The following is a 24,431-nucleotide window of genomic DNA, read 5'->3' on the forward strand; positions in this document are numbered from 1 at the left end:
ACCGGTAAGTTTCAATGCAACTGATCATCGCCGCGGTCGGCCATAAAATGCCGGCCTGGATCGAAACCGGTTTTGCCGAGTACACGAAGCGCATGCCGCCCGAGCTGCGCATCGTGCTCAAGGAAATCAAGCCGGTCGAGCGTTCCGGCAGCAAGACGGCCGCCACTGCGATGGCGCTCGAGCGCGAGCGCATCGAGGCCGTGTTGCCGCGCGGGGCGCGCATCATCGCCCTCGACGAACGGGGCAAGGACCTGACAAGTGTTGGTCTGTCCCAACAATTGTTGAGCTGGCAGCAGGACGGTCGCGATACCGTCTTTCTCATCGGCGGCGCGGACGGCCTCGACCCCGAACTCAAGGCCCGCGCCGACAGCCTGATCCGTATTTCGAGCATGACCCTGCCCCACGGCGTCGTGCGTGTGATGCTGGCCGAGCAGCTCTACCGTGCCTGGTCGATTACCCAGAACCATCCGTACCACCGCGTCTGAGGCAGCTCCCCATGAAAGCGTTCGACAAGAAAATCTATCTCGCCTCGAAGAGCCCGCGGCGCCGCGAACTGCTGCGCCAGGTCGGCGTCGACTTCGATCTGCTGATGCTGCGCAGCGACCCGGCGCGCGGCGTCGACGTCAGCGAAGACGTGCGCCCGGGCGAACCGGCGCACGACTACGTAGTGCGGGTGGCGCTGGAAAAAGGCGCGTTCGCCTGGAAGGTGCTGCAACAGCGCCGCCAGCCGCTGCGCCCGGTGCTGACCGCCGACACGACCGTCACGGTCGACGACGAGATCCTCGGCAAGCCCGCCGACCCGGCCGAGGCCGCCGCGATGCTCGAGCGCCTGTCGGGCCGCACCCACCAGGTGCTGACCACCGTGGCCGTGCACTTCACCGACATGGCCGAGCACGTCACGCAGGTGTCGAACGTGCGCTTCGCCAAGCTGTCGCCGCAGGCGATCCGCGCCTACTGCGCCACACCCGAGCCCTACGACAAGGCCGGCGGCTACGGCATCCAGGGCCTCGCCGCCCTGTTCGTCGAGCATATCGAGGGCAGCCACTCGGGGATCATGGGCTTGCCGCTGTTCGAGACGGCGGCCCTGCTGCGCAAGGCGGGACTGCCGATTTAAGGCCGGGGGACGTAGGGTGGAGTCCTGCCTCCACGCGTACGTTTGTCCACGCGATACGCTTGCCAATGTTCGGGCTTCACGCGTGGAGTCGGGACTCCACCCTACGCGGCGGCGGCGGGCCGTGTATCATGGCACTCTGAACAATATCCCCGTATGCAGCGTCCATGAACGAAGACATCCTCATCAATATCACTCCGCAGGAAACGCGCGTGGCGCTCGTCCTGCAGGGCGCGGTGCAGGAGTTGCACATCGAACGCACGCTGACGCGCGGCCTCGCCGGGAACGTGTATTCCGGCAAGGTCGTGCGGGTGCTGCCGGGGATGCAGTCGGCCTTCATCGACATCGGCCTGGAACGCGCCGCCTTTTTACACGTGGCCGACATCTGGGAAGCGCGGCCGCACGACAATTCGAACACCCCGCCGACGCCGATCGAAAAGCTGCTCTTCGATGGCCAGGTGCTGACCGTGCAGGTCATCAAGGACCCGATCGGCACCAAGGGCGCGCGCCTGTCGACCCAGATCTCGATCGCCGGGCGCATGCTGGTGTACCTGCCGCAGGATAAGCACATCGGCATCTCGCAAAAGATCGAGAAAGAGGCCGACCGCGAACTGCTGCGCACGCGCATGGCCGGGCTGCTGCCGGCCGACGAAAAGGGCGGCTACATCGTGCGCACCCAGGCCGAGGAAGCGTCGGACACCGACCTCGCCGCCGACATCGACTACCTGCGCAAGACCTGGGCCGCGATCCAGAACGGGGCCCGTACCCGCCCTGCCACCAGCCTGCTGTACCAGGACCTGAACCTGGCCCAGCGCGTGCTGCGCGACTTCGTCCACGACGAGACGGCGACGATCCAGGTCGATTCGCGCGAAAACTACCTGAAACTGGTCGAATTCGCCCAGGTCTACACGCCGAGTGTGCTGGCGAGATTGCAGCATTACACGGGCGAGCGTCCGCTGTTCGACCTGTACGGGGTCGAGGAAGAAATCCTGCGCGCGCTGGGCCGCCGCGTCGACCTGAAGTCCGGCGGCTACCTGATCGTCGACCAGACCGAGGCGATGACGACGATCGACGTCAACACCGGCGGCTATGTCGGCGGGCGTAATTTCGCGGATACCATCTTTAAAACCAACCTGGAAGCGGCGCATGCGATCGCCCGCCAGCTGCGCCTGCGTAACCTGGGCGGCATCATCATCCTCGACTTCATCGACATGGACAACAACGAGCACCGCAATGCCGTCCTTGCCGAGTTGAAGAAAACCCTGGCGCGCGACCGCACCAAGGTCTCGGTCAGCGGCTTCTCGGCCCTGGGCCTGGTCGAAATGACGAGGAAGCGCACGCGCGAGTCGCTCGCCCACATCCTGTGCGAGCCCTGCCCCGCCTGCTGCGGCAAGGGACAAGTGAAAACCTCGCGCACGATCTGCTACGAGATCCTGCGCGAACTGCTGCGCGAAGCGAAACAGTTCAACCCGCGCGAATTCCGTATTCTTGCTTCGCAGGAAGTGGTCGACCTCTTCCTGGAAGAGGAATCGCAGCACCTGGCGATGCTGGGCGACTTCATCGGCAAGAAAATTTCGCTGCAAGTCGAAAAAGGTTATCACCAGGAACAGTACGACGTCATCCTGATGTAGAGACCTGCGGGGCTTTTGCATGCATTCCAGCAAGCCGGTCGCGCCGGCGCCTGGGCACCCGCCCGCGTCGCCGTACTGGGCGTCCAGAGATCCGCCGGGCGCAGGCGAAGTTCCCAAATCGTCCCGACATCTGCATCATTCGTCGCCAGCCGCCGCTTTTTCTTGACTTGTGGTCCGAGATTCCCTAGCTTCTGGACAGGTAGCAGTTTTCGCAAACGTTATGTTGCGGCACATCAACTGGCTTATCGATATGGATACCCGAACTCCAGGCTATGGCAAGACCTGCGGGCTGCATCCCGGCACCCTGCAGGACCCTCCTTTCGAATTACCAGTCGACAAGCCGGGCGAAGCCATCGACCCTGCCCTCGTGCACCTGCACCAGAACCAGATGCTGGTCAACCAGGCCCTGGTCGAGAAGATCCTGGCCCTGCAACGGGCGGAAGCCGCATTGCGCGCTTCCGAACAAAAACTGCACCAGCTCCTTGCGCACCAGCTCGCTACACGCGAGGATGAGCGCAAGCGCATTTCGCAGGAGCTGCACGACTCGCTCGCCCAGAATTTGCTGGCGCTGCGCATCGATATCGTCATGCTGCACCAGCACACCACCAACCGTCACTATCGCCTGCGCGACCGTATCGGCGCCGCGCTCGACAATGTCGACGTGACGCTGCGCACGGTCAAGGGCTTGCTGGGCGACCTGCGGCCTTCCGGCATGGAATTGGGCCTGCAGGCGACCGTCGAGATGGAGTTGCGCAAGTTCACCCGCGCCAGCGGCATCGCCTGCGAACTGGACACGGCGCCCGGCATCGACGAGCTGGCCATGGGCGAAGAAGAATTGCTGACCGTCTACCGGGTGTTGCAGGAATGCCTGAATAACGTGTTTCGCCATTCGCTGGCGAGCCGCGTGCAGGTGGCGCTGGCGCACGCGTCCGGCGTGCTCTCCATGCGCATCGTCGACAACGGCATCGGTTTCGATCCGGCCGCGCCCCGCAAGCCGGGCAGCTTCGGCCTGCTCGACCTCGACGAGCGCGTCGCCAGCCATGGCGGCGACCTGGCCATCAAGCGCGCACGCACGCACGGCACGGAAGTGCTCCTGACGCTTCCGATCGCCCTTCCGCCACAGGACGCTTCCACCCGGCCTGCAATCGGCTAAAATGATGTCCTAAACACATCCATTTACCCGGCCAGGGCGTTGCGCAAGCATCTCGACAGGCCAAGTCGCAACGATTCGAACGCCATGCCCATACCGACCGAGCTGTTCGAGACGATCACCCGGCGCCTCGCTCACGGGGGCGCGGGCGCGACCAGCGCGGAGGCGCTGCGCATCTGGCGCACCCTGTTCAAGAAATTCGCCCCGCTGCTCGGCCCCCTGAGCACGGAACTGCTGTTCGCGCGCAGCCTGGCGGCCCAGGAGGCGGCCTTTCCATGGCTGCCCCAGGTCGCCTCGAACGAGGCGCGCCTGCCTTTCGAGGCCTTCGAACGCTGTCTGGAAGACCGTACGCCGGAGGACATTGCCGCCGTCAACCGGGCGCTGCTGTCGAGCTACACGACGCTCCTGTCCGAGCTGATCGGCATGCGCCTGACCGTTTCCTTCCTGAAGGCAGCCTTCCCGGATGTGGCCCTCAACAAGAACATTTAGGAGTATGCGGCATGACCGACAAAATTGACCTGCGCCTGCTGGCGACAGGCGTTCCCGGACTCGATACCATCCTCGGCGGTGGTTTGCCCGAGTTGTCGTTCAATATCATTGGGGGCGCCCCCGGCAGCGGCAAGACCACGTTCGCCCAGCAGATCATGTTCGGGCTGGCGTCGCCCACGCGCAAGGCCCTGTTCTTCACCGCGATGGGCGAGCCGCCCGTTAAAATGCTGCGCTACCAGCAGCAGTTCAGCTTCTTCGACTTCGACAAGGTCGGCGATTCGGTCAACTTCATCAGCCTTGCGCCTCAGGTCGAGGAAGGCAACTACGACGCCGTGCTGGCCCAGATCCTGGAAGAAGTGCGCATGCACTCGCCGAGCCTGGTCTTCATCGATTCGTTCCGCTCCTTCATCCAGGGCGCGCGCGGCGACCACCAGGAAGTGGCGGCACTGCAAACTTTCGTCCAGCACCTCGTGGCCCACATGACGACCTGGAACGCGACCAGCTTCCTGATCGGCGAATACACGAGCAACGAGGCCGACCAGAACCCGATCTTCACCGTGGCCGACGGCCTGATCTGGCTGAGCCAGGTGGTGCAGCGCAATGCGATGTCGCGCAAGATCCAGGTCATCAAGATGCGTGGCCAGAGGCAGCGTCCCGGCCTGCACGCCTTCCGCATCGCTGCGGCCGGCATCGAAATCTTCCCACGGGTGCTGCCTGCGCCCGAGCCGGTCGGCGCCGAGCCGCCGCTGCGCACGCCGGTCGGGCGGGTCTCGTCCGGTGTCCCCGTGCTCGACGACATGCTGGGCGGCGGCATCCCGAGCGGCTATTCCGTGCTGCTGGTCGGCCCCACGGGGTCCGGCAAGACCGTCCTTGCCACCGAATTCCTGGCGGCCGGCGCAGCCGTCGGCGAACCGGGCCTGATCGCCCTGTTCGAACGCAGCCCGAGCCAGATGATGAACGACAAGCTCGATACCATGGTGCGTTCCGGCCAAGTCGGACTGATGAGCGTACGCGCGCTCGACCTGTCGGTCGACGAGATGCTGTACGAACTGGTGACGATGATCGACGCCCTGGGCGCCAAGCGCGTCGTGCTCGATTCACTGTCCGGTTTCGAACTGGCGATGGCGCCCGAATACCGCGAGGACTTCCGCGAGTCGCTCTACCGCATGACGACCGTGCTGTGCGCGAAGGGCGTGACCATGTTGATGACGAGCGAACTCGAAGACCGCTACCAGGAACTGCGCTTTTCGCCCTACGGCAGCGCGGTGCTGGCCGATGCCGTGGTCATGCAGCGCTATGTGGAGTCGCAGTCGGAACTGCGCACCGTGATCTCGGTCGTCAAGGTCAGGGGCTCGAAGCACAGCCGGCAAATCCGCACCTTCGACATTACCGACGAGGGCATCGTCATTGGTACCGTCCCTGCCCCCTATGAGGACGTGCTGCTGGGCGGACCGCGCGGCAGGGGCTGAACCGTTCGCCGCCGGATCGCAGGATGCAAAACGCCAGCCTTCGGGCTGGCGTTTTCGCATGGGTAGACGGCACGCAAAGCGTCCTTTCAATAAGGCATTTTCTCGTTCCTGATTGCCAAGATTTACTGGATCACATTGTTAAATAATGTAGGGCAACACCACTAAGTTGCGCCTTTGAGAAGTCAGAATGATATTAAAAATTCTCAATAGAAACAACAACTTGTCGACATTCTTTACACGTATTGACGAATGCAAAATTCGAAATTTTTAAGCGCTTGATTTATCGCATTATTTTCTGCAGGCACGGAGATTGCTTCACCTTCAGTCCATCCACCCCGATGACAATATGTCGAAAGAGCAAAGATGAATCTCCTTAAGAAACTTATGTGTTCAGCAGTTTTCGCGCTGGGCGCGACCGGTACCGCAATCGCGAGTCCGATCATTACCGATTGGGTGTTCAACCCTACCGGCGGGGGCTTCTCCAGTGGCCAGACCGTTGGTGAATACCTGGACGTGAACGGCAATGCCTTCCTCCAGCTGACGCCGACCGGTGGCACCTCGTTTACCTTCAAGGAGACTGCGGTCTTCAATATCACCCAGGCCGACAGCAATGGCCGCCTGTTCCCGTTGAACTTCCCAGGCGGCAATATCACGGCCACCTTCGAAGCGACCGGCAGCGGCAATTACGGCGGCTCCTTCAGTTTCGCCGACGGCATCATCCGGATGTACCAGAATCCGGTGAACAACCAGTACGCAGGCACGAACGGATTCTATGGCGCGAACCTGGGCACGATGATCGCGCAATTCGACGTCCTCGCCGGCGGCGGCGGCAAGGTCGATGCGACTGGCGCTCCCACCAGCAACGGCCAGGTGAGCGTGTTTGCCAAGGCGGGAGCCGGCATGCTGGCTCCAGGTTACTTCTTCAATAGCGAAGGCCTGGACCTGTCGACCCAGTCGATTCTCGGTTTTGCCTTCACGAACGCCAACTCGCTCGCCCGTCCGGGCACCACCCTGGTCAGCGAACTGGCATGCCAGTATGCCGGCTTCACCGGCGCAGGCTGCGACGGCACGCGCTACCGCAACCGTGCGAACGAGTACTTCTTCATCGGCGCGAACGGCCAGTTCAAACTGGGTGAAGTGAACGAAGTGCCGGAACCGGGCTCGCTGGCCCTGTTCGGCATCGCCCTGCTGGCTGCCGGCGCCACTGCGCGCAAGCGTCAGATCCTGCGCAAGTAAGCGCAAGAGGGTAAAAACTGCAAGCAACAAAAAAGCGGCCTCGGCCGCTTTTTTGTTTCCATCATGTCCTTATGGCTTCGCCGTCGGGAAAAACAGCTGCTCGCCCCCCGGCCTGAAGGCGGCGATGCGCGCCTGCCCCTCGTTTGATGTGATCCAGTCGATCAGCTGCCTGGCGCCCTTGTGGTTCACGCCTGGATGCCTGGCCGGATTGACGGCGATGATGCCGTAGGGGTTGAACATGCGCTTGTCGCCCTCGACGAGGACCGCCAGCCCCGTTTTCGCCTTGTAGGCGGCATAGGTGGCGCGGTCGGTCAGCGTATAGGCGCGCATCTCGGCGGCCATGTTCAGCACTTCGCCCATGCCCAGGCCCGCCGAGACATAGCTGGCGCCCGCCGGCCTGGTGCCCGCGGCCTGCCAATAGCCTTTCTCCATCACGTCGGTGCCCGAATTGTCGGCGCGCGAAATGAAGCGGGCGCCGCTTGCCGCGATCTTGCCGAAGGCGGCGATCACGTCCTTGCCGCCCTTGATCCTGGCCGGATCGGACTCGGGGCCGACCACCAGGAAGTCGTTGTACATCACGTCGCGCCGGTCGACGCCCCAGCCCTCGGCGACGAACTTGTCTTCCAGCTGGCGCGCATGCACCAGGGTGACGTCGACGTCGCCGTTCTTGCCCAGCTCCAGGGCCTTGCCGGTGCCGACCGAGATCACCTTGACCTGGATGCCGGTCTTCGCTTCGAAGGCCGGCAGCAGGTGTTTCAGCAGGCCGGAATTCTCGGTGCTGGTGGTGGTCGACAGGCGCAGGGATTCCTGGGCAAGGGCGGCCGGCGCAGCGAGGATGGAGCACATCAGGACGGCAAGCAGCTTACGGCGTTTCATCGATTTCTCCTTTGTGGGTGCGGTATTCGAGGCGGCCGTCGCGCAGCTTGAGACGGCGCACGCCGGGTAGTCCGATCAAGTCGCGGTCGTGGCAGGCCATGACCACGCTGCTGCCGGTTTCCATCAGCGTCGGGATCAGGGCGATCACCTGCTCGCGCGCGGCGCCGTCGAGGTTGGCGGTGGGCTCGTCCAGCAGCAGCAAACGGGGCTGCAGGACACGCGCCCGCGCCAGCGCCACGCGCTGCTTTTCGCCGCCCGACAGGCGCGCCGGGTCGGTATCGCGCAGGTAGTCCACGCCGGCCCAGGCCATCGCTTCGTCGACCAGTTGCGCCACGCGCGCCTTCGGTTCGCCGCGCGCCAGCAGGCCGTAGCCGATGTTGTGCGCGACGCTGGTGGAAAACATGATCGGGTGCTGGTGGACGTACACGATGGCCTGGCGCAGCGCCTGCGGGTACGGGTGCAGGACGACCGGCTTGCCCTCGAATTCGACCTGCCCCGCCTCCACCCGTTCCAGCCCGGCCAGCGCGCGCAGCAGCGTGCTTTTGCCGGCGCCGTTGGCGCCGGTGAGCACATAGGCGCTGGCGGCGTCGAGGCGGAGTTCGTCGATGTCGAACAGCAGCCGCTCGCCATGGCGCCGCGCCAGGCCGCGCACGCTCAACAGCGCCTCCTTGCTTGTCCTCATGTGCGCCCTCCCGCCGTATGCGCTTCGCCCTGCAGCAGCATCAAGGCGCCGTTCATCAGCAGCGCCAGGGCGACCAGCACGATGCCCAGCGCGATGCCCTGGGCGAAATCGCCCTTGCTCGTCTCCAGCGCGATGGCGGTGGTGATCGTGCGCGTTTCGCCTTCGATGTTGCCGCCGACCATCAGGGCGCAGCCGACTTCCGAAATCACGCGCCCGAAGCCGCTGATGACGGCCGCCATCACGCCATAGCGCGCCTCGTGCAGGACGGTGGTCATCACGCGCCAGCGCGAGGCGCCGAGCGCGCGCGCCGTCTCAGCATAGCGCGGATCGAGCGCCTGCACCGCCGCCAGCGTAAACGCGAGCAGCACCGGCAGGCCGACCACGCACTGCCCGAGGATGATGCCCGGCTGCGAGAACAGCCATTCGAGCGAACCGAGCGGCCCGCGGCGCGACAGCAGCAAATACAGCAGCAGGCCGATCAGGACCGTCGGCAGCGACAGCGCGCATTGCGCCAGCCAGACGGCGATGCGGCGGCCCGGAAAGCGGTGCATGGCGATCGCATAGCCGAGCAGGACGGCCGGCGGCGCGGCCAGCACCAGGCCGATGATGCTGGTCTTGAGCGAGACCCAGATGATGCGCCAGAGACCGGCGTCGCCCGAAAACAGCAGCGCAAACGCATGCGCCGTGGCGTCGAACAGGGACATCGCAGCGGGTCAGTCGGGCCGCGCGGGGCCGGGCAGTTCGAACAGCGCCGGCTCGAACACGAGCCGCTCCTGCCCGGCCAGCAGCAGGAAGTGCTTGCCGCTGCAGCGTGCCAGCAGCGACATGCCGACCCGTTCGGCCACCATGTGCCCCATCTGCGTGGTGCCCGAGCGCGACAGCAGGAAGGGAATCCCCATCTGCGCGCCCTTGATCACCATTTCCGAGGTCAGCCTGCCGGTCGTATAGAACACCTTGTCGTCGCCGCCGATGCCCTCCAGCCACATCAGGCCGGCGATGGCGTCCACGGCATTGTGGCGGCCCACGTCCTCGACAAAATGCAGCAGCTCGCCCGTATTCGAGAACAGGGCGCAGCCGTGCACGGAACCGGCCTGCTTGTAGATCGATTGCTGGGTGCGGATGGTGTCGACGATGCGGTAGACAACGGACTGCTGCAGCCTCGCACTATCACTCAGGGAAATAGTTTCGATCTCATCCATTAATCCGCCAAATACCGAGCCCTGGCCGCAGCCGGTGGTGACGACTTTTTTCGCGGTGCGCTCCTCGACGTCGGCGATGCCGTTGCGGGTCACGACCGCCACCGCGTCGACCGACCAGTCGACCTGCACCGAGACCACGTCCTCGATCGATCGCACCAGGCGCTGGTTGCGCAGGTAGCCGAGAGTCAGCGCCTCCGGGGCGCCGCCCAGGGTCATCAGGGTGACCAGCTCGCGCTTGTCGACATAGACCGTCAGCGGGCGCTCGGCGGGAATGGAAATGGTGGAACGGCGCGCGCGCTCGTCCAGCACGCTCACCTCGTGCGTGAGGTGGGCGTGCGCATCCGTCATGAGAGGACGGTAACTTGGCTGGTCGGCAGAGTTCATGTTGCTGATTGTGCCATGCCCTCCAAAATTTTCCCACCGCCATAACTTCCCTGTGGTGCGAGCACGCCGCCCGGCGTGACCCGGATCGCACAATACTTGAATTCCGGGATCTTCCCAACCGGGTCGAGCGCCGCGTTCGTGAGGCGGTTGATGGCCGCCTCGTAGTAGCAGAACGGCACGAAGATTGCGCCCACCGGGGAGCTGTCGTCGGCGCGCGCATACAGGGCCACCTCGCCGCGGCGCGAGGCAATCGTGATGACTTCGCCCGGTTTGACGCCGAGGCGTTCCAGGTCGAGCGGGTGCACCAGGGCCACCGGATCGGGCTCGATCGCGTCGAGTACGGTGGCGCGCCGCGTCATGCTGCCGGTATGCCAGTGCTCGAGCTGGCGGCCGGTGATCAGGACCATCGGATAGTCGGTATCGGGACGTTCGTCGGCCGGGATGATGTCGGCCGGGACGAAACGGGCACGGCCGTCCTCGCGCGGGAAGTCGTCGACGAAGACCACCGGTTCGCCCGCCGCGCCCTCCTCCAGGCAGGGGTAGACCACCGCGCCCTCAAGCTCCAGCCGCTCCCAGGTGATGCCGCCGATGCTGTCCATGGTGCGCCGCATTTCGTCGAACACTTCCGAGACATCACCATAGTTCCACGGCAGGCCGAGCCGGTTCGCCATCTGCTCGATGATCCACAGGTCCTGTTTCGCCTGGCCCGGCGGATCGATCGCCTGCCTGCCGAGCTGCACCAGGCGGTCGGTATTGGTGAAGGTGCCGGTCTTTTCCGGAAACGCAGAGGCCGGCAGGATCACGTCGGCCAGGTAGGCCGTCTCGGTGAGGAAAATGTCCTGCACCACCAGGTGCTCGAGCGCGGCCAGCGCGGCGCGCGCGTGGTTGGCGTCGGGGTCGGACATGGCGGGATTCTCGCCCATGATGTACATGCCACGGATCTGGCCGGCGTCGATGGCGTCCATGATCTCGACCACCGTCAGGCCCGGCTTCGGGTCGAGCGTGGCGCCCCAGGCCGCCTCGAATTTCGCGCGCGCGGCCGGGTTGTCGACGCGCTGGTAGTCCGGCAGCATCATCGGGATCAGGCCGGCGTCGGACGCGCCCTGCACGTTGTTCTGGCCGCGCAGCGGATGCAGGCCGGTGCCGGGCCGGCCGATCTGGCCCGTCATCAGGCTCAGCGCGATCAGGCAGCGCGCATTGTCGGTGCCGTGCACGTGCTGGGACACGCCCATGCCCCACAGGATCATCGAGCCCTTCGAGGTGGCGTACAGGCGCGCGACGTAGCGGATGGTGTCGGCGTCGATGCCGCAGACCGGCGCCATCGCCTCCGGGCTGTACCCGGCCACGTTGGCTTCGAGCTCGGCGTAGCCGATGGTGCGGCCGGCGATGAAGGCCTCGTCCACCAGTTTTTCGGTGACGATCACGTGCATCATCGCATTCAGCAGCGCCACGTCGCTGTCCGGCTTGAACTGCAGATAACGGTGCGCGTGGCGCGCCAGTTCCGAGCGGCGCGGATCGAGCACAACCAGCTTGGCGCCCTCCTTCACCGCGTTCTTGATCCAGGTCGCCGCCACCGGGTGGTTCACGGTCGGGTTGGCGCCGATGACGACGATGACCTCGGCGCGCATCACGTCCATCACCGGGTTCGACACCGCGCCCGAGCCGATCCCCTCCAGGAGCGCCGAGACCGACGAGGCATGGCACAGGCGCGTGCAATGGTCGACGTTGTTGGTCCTGAAGCCGGTGCGTACCAGCTTCTGGAACAGATACGCTTCCTCGTTGCTGCCCTTGGCCGAGCCGAAGCCGGCCAGCGCGGCCCCGCCGTGCGCGTCGCGGATCGCCGCCAGCCTGCCGCCGGCCAGCGCCAGCGCTTCTTCCCAGCTCGCCTCGCGGAACACATCCAGCACGCGCTCCGGGTCCATCGCGAACTCGCCCGTCTTCGGTACGCCTGCGCGCCGGATCAGGGGTTTGGTCAGCCGGTGCGGGTGGTGCGCGTAGTCGAAGCCGTAGCGGCCCTTGACGCACAGGCGGCCGTGGTTGGCCGGGCCGTCGCGGCCCTCCACGTACAAGATCTTGTTGTCCTTGACGTTGTAGGTCAGCTGGCAGCCGACGCCGCAGTAGGGGCAGACCGAATCGACCTGTTTATCGGGGATGTTCAGCGCCACCTCGCGCGCCGGCATCAGGGCGCCGGTCGGGCAGGCCTGCACGCATTCGCCGCAGGCCACGCAGGTGGAATTGCCCATCGGGTCGTCCTGGTCGAACACGATCTTCGCGTTCTCGCCGCGCAAGGCCAGCCCGATGACGTCGTTGACCTGCTCGTCGCGGCAGGCGCGCACGCAGCGGGTGCACTGGATGCAGGCGTCGAGGTTGACGGTCATCGCGGCGTGGCTGTCGTCACGCTGCGGCTGCCTGCGCGTCGGCCTAAAGCGCGGCCGGCCCAGGCCCAGCTTGCCGGCCCAGAGGTCGAGTTCGTTCTTGCGGGTGTACTCGGCCTCGGGCATGTCGGCCATGAGCAGCTCGAGCACCATCTTTTGTGAAGCAAGCGCGCGCGGGCTGTCGGTGCTGACCTTCATGCCGGCGCTCGGGTTGCGGCAGCAGGACGGCGCCAGCACCCGCTCGCCGTCGATCTCGACCATGCAGGAGCGGCAGTTGCCGACGGCATCATAGCCCTCCTTGTAGCACAGGCGCGGGATGGCGACGCCTTCGCGGTCGGCAACCTCGATCAGGGTCTCGTGCGGCAGCGCCTGGACGGCGCGGCCATTGAGTTCGAATGTGACGGTCTGGATGGGAGCGTTCATGGCGGTGTACGGTTTAGCTTTACTGAGACTGAGCGAGCTCGTGCGGGAAGTATCGGATGACGCAGTCAAAGGGATTCGGCGCAGCCTGGCCGAGGCCGCAGATCGAGGCGTCGCGCATGACCTGCGACAGGTCGGCCAGCAAGGGCAGGTCCCACACCGGCTGCTTGATGATGTCGAGCGCCTTCGCCGTGCCGTTGCGGCAAGGCGTGCACTGGCCGCAGGACTCGTCCTTGAAGAAGGCCAGCGTATTGCGGGCGGCGGCGGTGGCGCTGTCGTGGTCGGACAGGACGACGACCGCGGCCGAGCCGATGAAGCAGCCATAGGGCTGCAGCGTGTCGAAGTCGAGCGGAATGTCGCCCATGCTGGCCGGCAGGATGCCGCCCGAGGCCCCGCCCGGCAGGTAGGCATAAAAACGGTGGCCGTCCTGCATGCCGCCGCAGTATTCGGCGATCAGTTCGGTGATGGTGATGCCGGCCGGCGCCAGCTTCACGCCGGGCTGCTTGACGCGGCCCGAGACCGAGAACGAACGCAGGCCGCGCCGGCCGTGGCGCCCGAAGCCGGCGAACCATGCCCCGCCGCGCTCCAGGATCTCGCGCACCCAGTGCAGCGACTCGAAATTGTGTTCCAGCGTCGGGCGCCCGAACAGGCCGACCTGGGCCACATAAGGCGGGCGCAGGCGCGGCATGCCGCGCTTGCCCTCGATCGATTCGATCATCGCCGACTCTTCGCCGCAGATGTAGGCACCGGCGCCGCGCCGCAAGTAAATCGGCGGCATGCCCGGCACCGGCGGATCGCGCCGCAGCTTGTCGAGCTCCGCTTCCAGCATGGCGCGGCAGCCGTGGTATTCGTCGCGCAAATAAATGTAGATGGCCTCGATGCCGACCGCCCAGGCCGCGATCAGGGCGCCTTCCAGGAAGCGGTGCGGATCGCGCTCCAGGTAGACCCGGTCCTTGAAGGTGCCGGGCTCGCCTTCGTCGATGTTGATTGCCATCAGGCGCGGACCGGGCTCGCTGCGCACGATGCGCCACTTGCGGCCCAGCGGAAAGCCGGCGCCGCCCAGGCCGCGCAGGCCCGAGCTTTCCAGCGTCTTGATCACGTCCTCGACGGCGTGCTCGCCGGCGACGCAGGCGCGCAGCAGCCGGTAGCCGCCGCCCTCGCGGTAGCCTGCATGATCGATGTGGCCGGTGACGGCCTCAACCGTCTCGCCGGCGTTCACCCTGGCCAGCACCGCCTCGGCGCTGGCCTGCGGCAGCGCCCGCTGGCCGACGACGGCCACCGGCGCCTGCTCGCAGCGCCCGACGCAGGGCGCCTCCAGCACCCGCACTGCGCGCCCGAGGAGCGCGGGCAGCTTGGCCAGCAGGTCGCGGGCGCCGGCCATCTCGCACGACAGCCCGGCGCAGACGCGCACCGTCAATGCCGGCGGAGCCGGCTGCCCCTCCTTGACCACGTCGAAATGGTGATAAAAGGTGGCGACTTCGTACACCTCGGCCTGGGCCAGGCGCATTTCCTGCGCCAGCGCGGCCAGGTGCGCGCTGCCCAGGCAGCCGAAATGGTCCTGGATGGCGTGCAGGTGTTCGATCAGGAGGTCGCGCCGGCGCGATGCCTGGCCCAGCAGGGCCTGGACCTCGCGCAGTGCCTGCGGGTCGACCCGGCGGCCCTTCGGGGCCTCGCGCTTGCGCTGGCGGGTGGCGCCGGCAGCTTGGTCCGCGCGGGCGATCGGGATGATGGGGTGGTTCATGATGAGTCCCAGGTTCAAATCGTTGTGCAAGGGTTCCGGGATACTGAACGCAGGGCGCGCAATACCCAGGACCGTTGGCGGCGCTGGCGTCAGTATAGGACCGGCCCTTGTTCCGGTGACGCCTGACACGAAGGTGCGTGGCTTAACCCTGCGACGCGGGCATGCGCACGACCAGGCCGTCGAGCTCGCTGCCGATGCGGATCTGGCAGGCCAGGCGGGAATTCGGCCGCGGTTCGCCGACGCACTCGAGCAGGTCCCGTTCCGCTCCCCCGGCATCGCCGAGCTTGTCCATCCACGCATCGTCGACATACACGTGGCATGTCGCGCAAGCGCAGGCGCCCCCGCACTCCGCATCGATGCCGGGCACGCTGTTGTGGACCGCGCCCTTCATCAAACTCCAGCCCTCGGCAACCTCGACCTTGTGCGCGGTGCCGTCGGATTCAATATAGGTGATGTGCGCCATCTTGATTGTCATCCTGTTGTTTGTTGAAGAAAAGGTGGTACTCAGGCAGCGCCGGCGGCGCGCCCGATCGCGGCCAGCGCTTCGTCGCGCGGCATCACGGCGGCGTACTTCTGCGCCATGTCGAACAGGTTCGCCTCGTGCGGACCGATGGCCCGGTCGCCGACACAGTCGGACACCACCAGCGGCCGGAAGCCGAGCGACATGGCGTCGACCACGCTGGCGCGCACACAGCCGCTGGTCACGCAGCCGGCCACGACCAGCGTGCGCACGCCGCGCTGGGTCAGCCATGCGGCAAGCGAGGTGCCGAAGAAGGCCGAGGGCACGGTTTTACGTACCACCAGCTCGCCGGCGGCAGGCGCCAGCGCATCGACGATCGCGCTGTTGTGGTCATGCTCTTTCAAGCCGAGCATGCCGGGCACCTTGATCGAGAAGATGTTGTTGTCGGAATCGTTATCGGCGAACACGATCCGGCTGTGCGCCACCGGCCAGCCCCCGGCGCGCGCCGCCGCCAGCAGCGGCGCAGAATGCGCGATCGCCTCCGGGATATTGCCGCCGCCAAACACTTCGGGATCGGCAAAGCCGTTCACGAAATCGATCAGGAGCAGGCCGAACGGCGCCTGCAGCGGGAGCTCGGCGCCGAACCCCTGGCGCTCGTAAGTACGGACTTCTGTGTGCATGGCGTTCTCCTCAATCGTCTTTGGCATCGCGCACTTTGCCTTTGGTAACCACGTCGCGGCCGTCGAGCCGGACCGTACAGTTGCGGATCGGGATATCGATGTGGCAAGCGGTGGTGCGCTGGCCGCCGGCTTCGTTGTTGGGACCGAAGGAACACAGGAAATTGCCTTCGAACGCACGCGCATCCATGCCGATCGTCGCTTCCTTGTCGTACAGGCCGAGGGTGGACCAGCGGGCCCGCGGCTGCAGGCCCCAGCCGATATGCGACATGGCATAGGCTTCGGGATCCTCGAAGGAGGCCATGTACTCGGCCAGCAGCGCGGCATCGACGCCACCATCGATCCTGGTGACGTAGCCGTCGGTCAGGGTGACCTCGATCTGCGACTGCAGGTAGGACTTTTGCGGCAGCAGGATATCGCCGCGGTCGAGCACCAGGCGGCCGTTGGTCTGCCCTTCGTTGGGCCAGGTCAGGACGAATCCGCTGGGCCAATGATCCCAGCGGCCCGGCTCGTCGACGTAGCCGTATTCGCTGATCGCCGGGAACTCGCCCAGGCCGCAGCGCAGGTCGGTGCCGGCATCGGACACGATGTGCATTTCCCTGGCCGCCGCGATCCGCGCCGCGGCCGCCTTGACGCGGGCGCGGTCGGCCTCGGTCGGCACCAGGCGCACCAGCACCTCGGGCGGCTCGACCGCCAGCAGGATCTTGGTGTCGCTTTTGAGGATGTCGTGCTGCTCGGGAGAGAACAGCAGCGTCATCAGGTCGAGCACCAGGTCGCTTTCCTTCAATGCCGCAATCGCCGCGCGGTTGCCGGTGAGCGGCGTCGTGCCGAGATAGGCAAGCGAGTCACGGCTGAGCGCCTTCTCGCCGTTCACGGCCTGCAGGTCGAGGCGGTTCACCAGCGCGCCCATCTGGGCCACGGCAATGGTGGCCGCATGCACGTTCTGCGGATGGCTTGCCGCGCTGGTGAGGATGGTGACGATCTGGCCCTGCTCCAGCTTCGACAGGGTGAGCACCTGTTTCCAGGCCTGGATCAAATCGTGGTCGCTTACGGCCATGCTGCCTCCCGGGTGTCGAGTTGGGGTGCCAGCGGCGCACCAAGGAAGTCGCCGAAGGCGCGGTAGAAGCCTTCTTCGTCGTCCCACGGGATCATGTGGCCCGCATCGGCGACGCGCGCCAGCGCCAGGTCGGGCAGCAGCCCGCGGATCTCCGCGATATCTTCGTCGCGCACCACATCGCCGCGCCCGGCGACCATCAGCATGGCCGGCACCGCAAGGCGCGGCAGGTCGGCGTGGATGTCGTCGGTATGGAAGCCGTCGAAGCTGGCCAGCACCGCGCGTTCGTCGCAGGTGTGCAGCCACTCGGCGCGCAGGCGCAGCTGCTCGTCGGTCCAGGTCGGGCAGAACGAGCGCATCCCCTCGGCGTCGATGCCTTCACGGGCGAGGCGCATCGAATCGACATACCAGGGCAGCTTGGAGGGATAGGCGCGGCGGCCCGGGCCGGATACCGGCGGGTCGACCAGCACCACGCGCCTCAAGGCGGCCGGCTGCGTTCGTGCCGCGCGCACCGCGATGCGCGCGCCCATCGAATGCCCGACCACGGCATAGCGCTCCAGTCCCAGTGCCGCCGCAAACGCCAGCAGGTCGGCCGCCTGGGCGTCGAGGCTGTAGTCGAGCGTGTCGCCCGCTTCCGACAGGCCGCGGCCGCGCACGTCGAGCACATAGGTATCGAAGACGCGGCCGAAGCGTTCGCCGACGAAGCCCCAGGTGACGGCCGGGCTGGTGATGCCGGGCACGATGATCACCGCATCGCGTGCCGCGCGCCCGCCGCCCGCGCCGCCGTAGCGCAGGTAATGCTGGCGGATACCGTTCGCCTGAACGTTGCCGCCGTAAATAAACGTACTCGTGTCCATGTCGTCGCCCTCCTCGTCAGACGGCGTCGCGGTAGGCGCCGGACAGCAGCGCGCCTGCGCCCGGGACCACCGGATCGAGGTCGAGTGCGCGCAGCATCGCGTAGGTGGTGGCGATCGCCGCGGTGATCACCGGCTTGCCGGTCATTGCCTCGACCTGGGCGACGGCCGGCAGCGAAGGCATCTGCACGCACGCGGACAGCACGATGGCGTCGGCATCCTTGAAGTTCATCCGGGAGACGATCGCCGGCAGGCGTGCCGGGTCATGACGGCCGACCTCGAGATTGTCTGGAATCTCGAGCGCGCGCCAGTCGATCACCTCGTAGCCTTCGTTGCGGATGTAGTCGACCACCAGTTCCGTCAATGGCTTCATGTACGGGGCGACGACGACGATGCGTTTGGCGCCGATGACCTTGAGCGCATCGACCAGGGCGCCGGCACTGGTGATGACCGGCGCATCGCCGCCATTCTCGGCAGTGTGGGCGCGCAGCCGCTTCTGCGATACGCGGTGATAACCGTGGCCCATCGCCATGATCGCCACCAGGCAGGCATAGCCCAGCACATCGACCCGCGCATCGCTCAGCTCGACGGCGCAACGGTCGGACTCGGCATCCATGGCCGCCAGCTCTTCCTTCACCACTTTCTTCATGCGCATCCGGCTCGAGTGGAAGGTAAACCGTTCCGGCCGCACCAGCTGGCGGGCTGCGAGCATGGCGGGAATCTCGGTTTCCATGGTCGTGTTTGAACTAGGCACGATCTGGCCGATTCGAAAGACTTTTTGCATCTCGATCTCCTGGTAGATGACGCTTGCACGAACCCGGGCCGCAGGCGGCGCCGCGCAAGGCATCGTTTGATTACCTACGAATAAAGTGTGTACGCTATATTTATCCAAATCTCTCCGGTATGCAAGGCTTTTATTTCCAGCTCGGCCAATTTCCACTCTTGTCACAGCCCGTAAGAGCGCGCGTGCCCCGGCGCAGACTGGGCCGCAAGGCGCGCAACCGGAATCCGCGACACATTTTCTTTACAGCGAATTTTATCGCGTGTACACTCGATTTTGAGCTTATCCAAGGATGAGTGAATTTTCCCAACATCGAGGAGACACACCATGCAAAAATCACCGCGTATCGCCGTCATCGGCGCCGGGCTCGGGGGCGCGGCAGCGGCCGCGCTGCTGCATCAGGGCGGATTCAATGTGCGCCTGTACGAGCAGGCCCCGCAGTTCTCGCGCCTGGGCGCAGGCATCCACCTCGGGCCCAACGTGATGAAGGTCATGCAGAAGATCGGCATCGCCGATGCATTGAACAGCACCGGCTCGCATCCCGATTTCTGGTATAGCCGGGACTGGAAGAGCGGTGAGAAAATCGCGCAGATCCCGCTCGGCGACTACGCGCTGTCGCGCTACGGCGCCAGCTACCTGACCGTGCACCGGGGCGACTTTCATGCCCTCATGATCGAAGCCATCCCGGACAGCGTGATCGCGTTCGACAAGCGCCTGCTCAAGGTGGAAGACCGCGGCGACGACGTGCTCCTCAGCTTTGCCGACGGCACGGTGGAAACAGCCGATATCGTCATCGGCGCCGACGGCATCAACTCCAAGATCCGCGACACCCTGCTCGGCGCGGAACTGCCGAAATACACCGGTTACGTCGGCCACCGCGCCGTCTTCCCGACCGCCAGCGTGAAGGGATTTACCCACGACCTGTGCACCAAATGGTGGTCCGACGACCGCCACATGATGGTGTATTACGTCACCGGCAAAAAAGACGAGCTCTACTATGTGACGGGGGTGCCGGAACCGACCTGGGACATGAGCAAGAGCTGGGTGCCCAGCAGCCGCGACGAGATGAAGGCGGCCTTCGACGGCTGGCACCCGGGCGTGCAGTCGCTGATCGACGCCAGCGAGAACGTGACCAAATGGCCGCTGCTCGAACGCGATCCGCTGCCGCTGTGGAGCCGCGGCCGCCTGGTCCTGCTGGGCGACGCCTGCCACCCGATGAAACCGCACATGGCACAAGGCGCCGCCATGGCGATCGAGGACGCGGCCATGCTGGTGCGCTGCTTCGAGCAGGTCGGCGTGAGCGACTACACTTCCGCCTTCGCCCTGTACCAGGCCAACCGCAACGAGCGCGCCAGCAAGGTTCAGCTGGTGTCGCACAACAATACTTGGCTGCGCAGCAACGAAGACCCCGACTGGTGCTTCGGCTACGACGTCTTCACGGTGCCGCTGGTCGACCCGGCACCGAAAAGCACCACCGGAGCCGCGGACGCTGCCGAACTGCTGACCGGCTGAGCGGCTGAGCGGCTGAGCGGGCTGAGGCGCAAGCCTGCAGCGCACCTGAATGATGGCCCTGGTTGGGCACAGGCCATCATTCAGCCAACACGGGCCGGCTCGAAGGCCGGCCCGTCAACCATGCCGCGCCCGGCCTTTACCAGCGCGGGTTTCCCCCACCCTGCGCCCCACCCTGCGCCCCACACCCGTCCCATGCCATCGCCAGAAGCAGGAGTCGACGGCGGCTTGCCTGTTGTGTTGTCTTGTTATAATGGCTCGCTATTTCCGAGACCGGCCGCGCTGACCTTGACGATCAATCACTGCTATTTAATCAACTGAGTTGGATACCGAAGCATGAAGCAAAAGAATGCCGACAAATCGACCGCGGAGTTAGCGTCGACAGCTTCATCCGCGAATCAGCTCGAGCAAGAGGAAGCGCACCACGACTATCATTTCGCCGAACAGGTGGGCCACCAGTTGCGGCGCGCCTATCAGCGGCATGTGGCCATTTTCCAGGAAATGATTCCCGACTCGCAGTTGACCTCGGCGCAGTTCGTGGTCATGTGCGCCGTGCTGGAACAGCACAGCTGCTCCCTCACCGAGATCACGAAAATGACCGCCATCGACCAGGCGACCGTGCGCGATATCGTCAAGCGCCTGAAGGCACGCGCATTGCTGGCTGTCGAACACGACCTTTCGGACAAGCGAAAAGTCCTGGTGCGGCTGACCGATCAAGGGAACGAACTGATCAACGAGGTCCTTCCGTTCGCCGCGCGCATCACCGAAAGCACTTTCGGGGAACTGAACCCAGCGGAGCGGATGGCGCTGCTCTATCTGCTGCAGAAGATGAACAAGTTCGACCAGGCATAAGGCCGGCGCAGCAAGGCCAGCGCTTGGGCTGGCCACATCGCGACGATTAAAAGTGGATGGCGAGCTGCGCAATCGCGCTCGTTTGATCCACCCCGCGCTCCCCGTATTTGTTCCGATAGTGATCGACACCGACACCGGAATACACGACGCCCGGCTTTCCGGCCAGCGAACCGATATCGAACATCAGCAGGGCATGCGCCACGGTTCCGCCCACCGTTTCGACGCCGAAGCCGTTCTTGCCTTTCGCCCCCGTATACGACAGGTAGCCCTCAAAAGCGGCGGGAAGACCAAGGGCAAAATTTTTCTTCCATGCCGCGGAAACCTGGTAGGTGCTATCGAAAGTTACTTTTCTCCCGACGATGCCGTTGTTGTTCGTCTCGCGATACCAGAACAGGCCGAGATCAAAAAAACCCTGGTTCACGGCAAAATTCAGCGTCGGACCCACGACGGTTTTCACTGGGCGCGAACCGAAGCCATTGTTTTTCGTACCGAGGTCGAATCCCGCAGTCAGGGACAGGTCTTTTACCGGACCGTAGGCAAAGCGGTTGCCGGCGACGGCCGACATGCTCAACTGATGCCGGTACACCGCATAGACCTCGATGGATCCGTCCGTATTGCCGGCACCAACCGACGGGTCGACGCTGTCCGATTTCAGGAAATCGACGTTGAAATAATTGCTGCCATATTTATAGCCGCCCGCGTGGGTCATGTTCACGACCGTCTTTGCGATATCGCCGTTCACGCCCGGCTCTCTGTAACCAGGGCCGTAGCTGATGCCGATCGATGTATCGCTCCACACTTCCGCCGATGCATTGGCACTCAACAATCCTGCAATCCCGATAATCGACACGCTGCACAGTTTTTTCATTTGTCTTCCTCCAAGGTTCTGTCACTTTGTTTTTAATTCGAGAAATTTCCACAGAATTCAGGCTTGATAGGGACGGCACGAGGCCTCGGCGCGCGCCGACCGCTTTTCCGCCACTGGTTCTGATTAATGAAGAAGAAACAGTGCGCGCCGAACGACGCGCACTGCCCAGGTGAGTTACCCGGTTCGATCCGCTTTCTTCACGGCACCCTCGGACTGCAGGACGAGTTGAACGACCTCGGCGGTGGTCCGTATATCGGCAAACCATGCCGCAAGTGAATTAAGGGCAGCATTGTGCTCGTCGTCGCTCAATGCAGCGTTGGAGTCACTGACAAAGATCACCCGAAAGCCCAGTTGTTGCGCGTCGCGCGCCGTCGCCGCGCAGCAGCAATCGGAGAGCGTCCCCGAGATCACAACCGTATCGACGCCCTTCGCCTTCAGCAGTTCGAGTGCGGAAGAAGAGCCGGGCGTGAACGCACTGAATCGCGTTTTATCGAGAATATGGTCGTCCTGCAGGACCTCCAGCGTGGGATACAAGTCGTGTCCATGGCTGCCGGCCATGAATCCGTCGACTTCCACTGTCGAGAATTCCTCGCTCTGGAATTGTTCGAAGTAGACGGACCAATCGCTTTTGCTCGTCGTAGTGAACCGCAGGAAGAGATTCATCCCGCCATTCGAACGCATGGCCTTGCTGATCGCATTGATGTTCGGCACCACGTTTCGCGCTTCGGGCACCTCCAAGAAACTGCCCTCCTCGACAAAGCCGTTCTGCATGTCGATCACCAGGTGCGCAGTGCGCTGGGGATCGAGCGCGGCAAACGCGAACTCCTTGCCTCCCTTCATGGCGCGATACCGCGCCCTGATCACGGGATTGATCGCCGACTTATGCATGAATCTTGTCCTCCTCAAAAATGCCGATTGAACCATTTACAGCGATCCGTGGATCTGCTGGATCTTTGAAATACGTCTTGCCCCTGGTAACGATGGCCATCACGACATGCACGCAAAAGGCGATGACAAAGCCGATATAGGCCGACAAGTCATTCAGCATCTGATCCTGCGAATAGATCCAGATCAGGGATGCCGAGATCGTTCCGGTCAGCATGGCGACAATGCCAACCCAGTTGTATTTTCGGATATGCGAGGTGCGGTATTCGATCTCGCCGGTGACGATCTTCAACAGTCCGCGCACGACCGTGATGTCGGCCACGACGCAAGCGACCCACGACAACAGGAAGATGCCGGTCCACTGGAGGAAGACATACAGATTGCCCAGCACGTTGAACCACATCAGTGCAATCGACGCGGCCGTTACGCCGAGCACCCAGAAACGCCGTCCGAGGATTTTTGCACCGACGAGTTCCGACCCCGAGGCGAATGCAACCGAACTCACGTGGATGTTGGTCAGGTTCACGCGGACCTGGGAGACCCATGCCAGTGCCACGCCAGGCAGCAAGCCGATCAGGCCGATAAAATAAATGGCGGGGTCCGTGCTGCCGGTGGCGAGGGTGAAATACATCCCCAGCGGCATCGCGCCGAAGAACAACAGCGCGTACGGAAGGATCACCGTCAACCAGGCCTTGCGCTTGAAATCCTCGGCCTTGATGAAGCGGTTGTAGTCGGATGCCTCGAACGGGTTGATCCCGACGGTTCCCGACAGGGCAGAAACGATGGCGATGACCCCGGCGACGCCACCGACGGCACCGGCCGGCATCGCGTCGAACATCCCATCCGGCATGCCGCCTGCTTTGTTCCAGGCCTGAACAATTGCCCAAACAAGCAACACCACATACACCGGCACGGTCCATGCGAGGATTTTGGTCATGCTGCTAATGCCGTTCCACCCCATCGGCAAAAAGATCAAGGCAACGAGCACGAACCATATTTGGTCGGGAAGATCCCAGATCTGGTCAATCGAATGCGCAAGAATTTGACCCTCGGTGCCTGCGTAGATGACAAAGGTTCCAGCATACACGATCGTCGTCATGACCGACCCTACCGCGCCAAACCCCGCGCCACGTGTCAACAGCTCGGAAGTCAGCCCCTCCCTGGACGCCCTGCCGGCGACGATCAGCGTGAAGACAATCAGCAGTACGAAGGAAATCAGCAAGGCCACCCATGTCGCCGCCGCGCCGCTCTTGTTGAGGGACAGGCCGCCGACCAATACAAAAAAGAATGCAGTAATAAAACCCACCAGCACGCTCAAGACAGAAGACGCACCACGCTTTGCGTGTTCCGGCACCCTCTCTCGAGCGTAATCGTCGTGATTCTGCGCTTGACGGTCTTTCTCATTCATTTAAGGTCTCCTTGATTTAATTTTTTTGACATGATTGTTCTGACTTGCCGTAACTGTTTTTCCGGAATTCCGATGCGCAGCCTGTCTCGGGTCTTGCATCGGGAACCCTGGACGCACGACTCACTCGGACGAGTCTGCCTGTCCTGGTTCCCCTACCACGTCCATCCTTTCCTTATTTCTAAATTGTCGCGAGCGTCAGCCAGGGCCTGTTACATGCCGGGTGCCGCGCCCGGGATCGCCTCGACGTTGGGCAATCGCCGGCAGCGCAGGCGCGTGCGCGCAAGCCGACGGGACGATCACGTCGGCACTGCGGGGCGAAT

At 64.3% G+C, this 24,431-nt stretch carries 23 protein-coding genes; 9 read left to right on the forward strand and 14 right to left on the reverse strand.

Annotation, left to right across the window (positions count from 1 at the left end; genetic code table 11):
- Positions 1-14: 14 nt before the first annotated feature.
- From rlmH to pepA, 7 genes are all read left to right on the forward strand, one after another.
- Positions 15-485 carry a 23S rRNA (pseudouridine(1915)-N(3))-methyltransferase RlmH gene (gene rlmH, locus ACFPAH_RS06570; RefSeq protein WP_379742431.1) on the forward strand — a complete coding sequence of 157 codons (471 nt, stop codon included), beginning with the start codon at positions 15-17 and terminating at the stop codon, positions 483-485.
- An 11-nt stretch (positions 486-496) separates the two neighbouring features.
- Positions 497-1,114, forward strand: a complete 618-nt coding sequence (locus tag ACFPAH_RS06575) for a Maf family protein (RefSeq protein ID WP_379742434.1) — start codon at positions 497-499, stop codon at positions 1,112-1,114.
- 164 nt (positions 1,115-1,278) lie between these two features.
- Positions 1,279-2,742: a ribonuclease G gene (gene rng / locus ACFPAH_RS06580; RefSeq protein ID WP_379742437.1), complete on the forward strand. Its 1,464-nt coding sequence runs from the start codon at positions 1,279-1,281 to the stop codon at positions 2,740-2,742.
- A gap of 250 nt (positions 2,743-2,992) precedes the next feature.
- Positions 2,993-3,895, forward strand: coding sequence for a sensor histidine kinase (locus ACFPAH_RS06585; protein WP_379742440.1), 903 nt, complete (start codon positions 2,993-2,995; stop codon positions 3,893-3,895).
- An 84-nt stretch (positions 3,896-3,979) separates the two neighbouring features.
- Entirely contained in the window at positions 3,980-4,381 is a 402-nt protein-coding gene (locus tag ACFPAH_RS06590; protein ID WP_379742443.1) for a hypothetical protein, read from the forward strand.
- Between the two features lie 11 nt (positions 4,382-4,392).
- A complete protein-coding gene (locus tag ACFPAH_RS06595) occupies positions 4,393-5,850 on the forward strand; it encodes an RAD55 family ATPase (protein ID WP_379742446.1) in 1,458 nt (485 codons plus the stop codon).
- A gap of 384 nt (positions 5,851-6,234) precedes the next feature.
- Positions 6,235-7,086, forward strand: a complete 852-nt coding sequence (gene pepA, locus ACFPAH_RS06600; protein ID WP_379742449.1) for a flocculation-associated PEP-CTERM protein PepA — start codon at positions 6,235-6,237, stop codon at positions 7,084-7,086.
- Between the two features lie 69 nt (positions 7,087-7,155).
- On the opposite strand, the gene ACFPAH_RS06605 is transcribed toward pepA, so the two are convergent.
- From ACFPAH_RS06605 to ACFPAH_RS06655, 11 genes are all read right to left on the reverse strand, one after another.
- On the reverse strand, positions 7,156-7,962 hold the full coding sequence (locus ACFPAH_RS06605) for a substrate-binding domain-containing protein (RefSeq protein WP_379742452.1): 807 nt from the start codon (positions 7,960-7,962) through the stop codon (positions 7,156-7,158).
- On the reverse strand, positions 7,949-8,644 hold the full coding sequence (locus tag ACFPAH_RS06610; RefSeq protein ID WP_379742455.1) for an ABC transporter ATP-binding protein: 696 nt from the start codon (positions 8,642-8,644) through the stop codon (positions 7,949-7,951). Before ACFPAH_RS06610 ends, ACFPAH_RS06605 begins: the two co-directional genes overlap by 14 nt.
- Positions 8,641-9,348 (reverse strand): ABC transporter permease, encoded by a 708-nt coding sequence (locus ACFPAH_RS06615; RefSeq protein WP_379742458.1) that lies wholly within the window; start codon positions 9,346-9,348, stop codon positions 8,641-8,643. The genes ACFPAH_RS06610 and ACFPAH_RS06615 overlap by 4 nt, the downstream gene beginning before the upstream one ends.
- Before the next feature lie 9 nt (positions 9,349-9,357).
- Positions 9,358-10,227, reverse strand: a complete 870-nt coding sequence (locus ACFPAH_RS06620; protein ID WP_379742461.1) for a formate dehydrogenase accessory sulfurtransferase FdhD — start codon at positions 10,225-10,227, stop codon at positions 9,358-9,360.
- Positions 10,224-13,025: a formate dehydrogenase subunit alpha gene (fdhF, locus tag ACFPAH_RS06625; RefSeq protein ID WP_379742464.1), complete on the reverse strand. Its 2,802-nt coding sequence runs from the start codon at positions 13,023-13,025 to the stop codon at positions 10,224-10,226. Before fdhF ends, ACFPAH_RS06620 begins: the two co-directional genes overlap by 4 nt.
- A gap of 19 nt (positions 13,026-13,044) precedes the next feature.
- Positions 13,045-14,763 carry an NAD(P)H-dependent oxidoreductase subunit E gene (locus ACFPAH_RS06630; RefSeq protein ID WP_379742467.1) on the reverse strand — a complete coding sequence of 573 codons (1,719 nt, stop codon included), beginning with the start codon at positions 14,761-14,763 and terminating at the stop codon, positions 13,045-13,047.
- Between the two features lie 142 nt (positions 14,764-14,905).
- The gene (locus ACFPAH_RS06635; RefSeq protein ID WP_379743004.1) at positions 14,906-15,226 is read right to left on the reverse strand and encodes a 2Fe-2S iron-sulfur cluster-binding protein; all 321 of its coding nucleotides are present in this window, start codon (positions 15,224-15,226) and stop codon (positions 14,906-14,908) included.
- Between the two features lie 41 nt (positions 15,227-15,267).
- The gene (locus tag ACFPAH_RS06640) at positions 15,268-15,903 is read right to left on the reverse strand and encodes an N-carbamoylsarcosine amidohydrolase (protein WP_379742470.1); all 636 of its coding nucleotides are present in this window, start codon (positions 15,901-15,903) and stop codon (positions 15,268-15,270) included.
- Positions 15,904-15,913: 10 nt separating this feature from the next.
- Positions 15,914-16,957: a 2,5-dihydroxypyridine 5,6-dioxygenase gene (locus ACFPAH_RS06645; protein WP_379742473.1), complete on the reverse strand. Its 1,044-nt coding sequence runs from the start codon at positions 16,955-16,957 to the stop codon at positions 15,914-15,916.
- Positions 16,948-17,811 (reverse strand): alpha/beta fold hydrolase, encoded by an 864-nt coding sequence (locus ACFPAH_RS06650; RefSeq protein ID WP_379742476.1) that lies wholly within the window; start codon positions 17,809-17,811, stop codon positions 16,948-16,950. The genes ACFPAH_RS06645 and ACFPAH_RS06650 overlap by 10 nt, the downstream gene beginning before the upstream one ends.
- 16 nt (positions 17,812-17,827) lie before the next feature.
- Positions 17,828-18,592 (reverse strand): Asp/Glu racemase, encoded by a 765-nt coding sequence (locus tag ACFPAH_RS06655; RefSeq protein ID WP_379742479.1) that lies wholly within the window; start codon positions 18,590-18,592, stop codon positions 17,828-17,830.
- Between the two features lie 324 nt (positions 18,593-18,916).
- On the opposite strand from ACFPAH_RS06655, the gene ACFPAH_RS06660 reads away from it, so the two are divergent.
- Both ACFPAH_RS06660 and ACFPAH_RS06665 read left to right on the forward strand, forming a co-directional pair.
- On the forward strand, positions 18,917-20,101 hold the full coding sequence (locus ACFPAH_RS06660) for an FAD-dependent monooxygenase (RefSeq protein ID WP_379742482.1): 1,185 nt from the start codon (positions 18,917-18,919) through the stop codon (positions 20,099-20,101).
- A 333-nt stretch (positions 20,102-20,434) separates the two neighbouring features.
- Positions 20,435-20,950 carry a MarR family winged helix-turn-helix transcriptional regulator gene (locus ACFPAH_RS06665; RefSeq protein ID WP_379742485.1) on the forward strand — a complete coding sequence of 172 codons (516 nt, stop codon included), beginning with the start codon at positions 20,435-20,437 and terminating at the stop codon, positions 20,948-20,950.
- A gap of 46 nt (positions 20,951-20,996) precedes the next feature.
- On the opposite strand, the gene ACFPAH_RS06670 is transcribed toward ACFPAH_RS06665, so the two are convergent.
- The 3 genes from ACFPAH_RS06670 to ACFPAH_RS06680 all read right to left on the reverse strand — a co-directional run bounded on the left by ACFPAH_RS06670 (position 20,997) and on the right by ACFPAH_RS06680 (position 24,111).
- Complete coding sequence (locus tag ACFPAH_RS06670; RefSeq protein WP_379742488.1) at positions 20,997-21,818, reverse strand: outer envelope protein; 822 nt, start codon at positions 21,816-21,818, stop codon at positions 20,997-20,999.
- A gap of 174 nt (positions 21,819-21,992) precedes the next feature.
- Complete coding sequence (locus ACFPAH_RS06675; RefSeq protein ID WP_379742491.1) at positions 21,993-22,706, reverse strand: cysteine hydrolase family protein; 714 nt, start codon at positions 22,704-22,706, stop codon at positions 21,993-21,995.
- Positions 22,699-24,111: a purine-cytosine permease family protein gene (locus ACFPAH_RS06680; protein ID WP_379742494.1), complete on the reverse strand. Its 1,413-nt coding sequence runs from the start codon at positions 24,109-24,111 to the stop codon at positions 22,699-22,701. The genes ACFPAH_RS06675 and ACFPAH_RS06680 overlap by 8 nt, the downstream gene beginning before the upstream one ends.
- Between the last annotated feature and the right edge of the window lie 320 nt (positions 24,112-24,431).

Source organism: Massilia sp. GCM10023247, assembly GCF_042653325.1.
Taxonomy (GTDB): Bacteria; Pseudomonadota; Gammaproteobacteria; order Burkholderiales; family Burkholderiaceae_D; genus Telluria.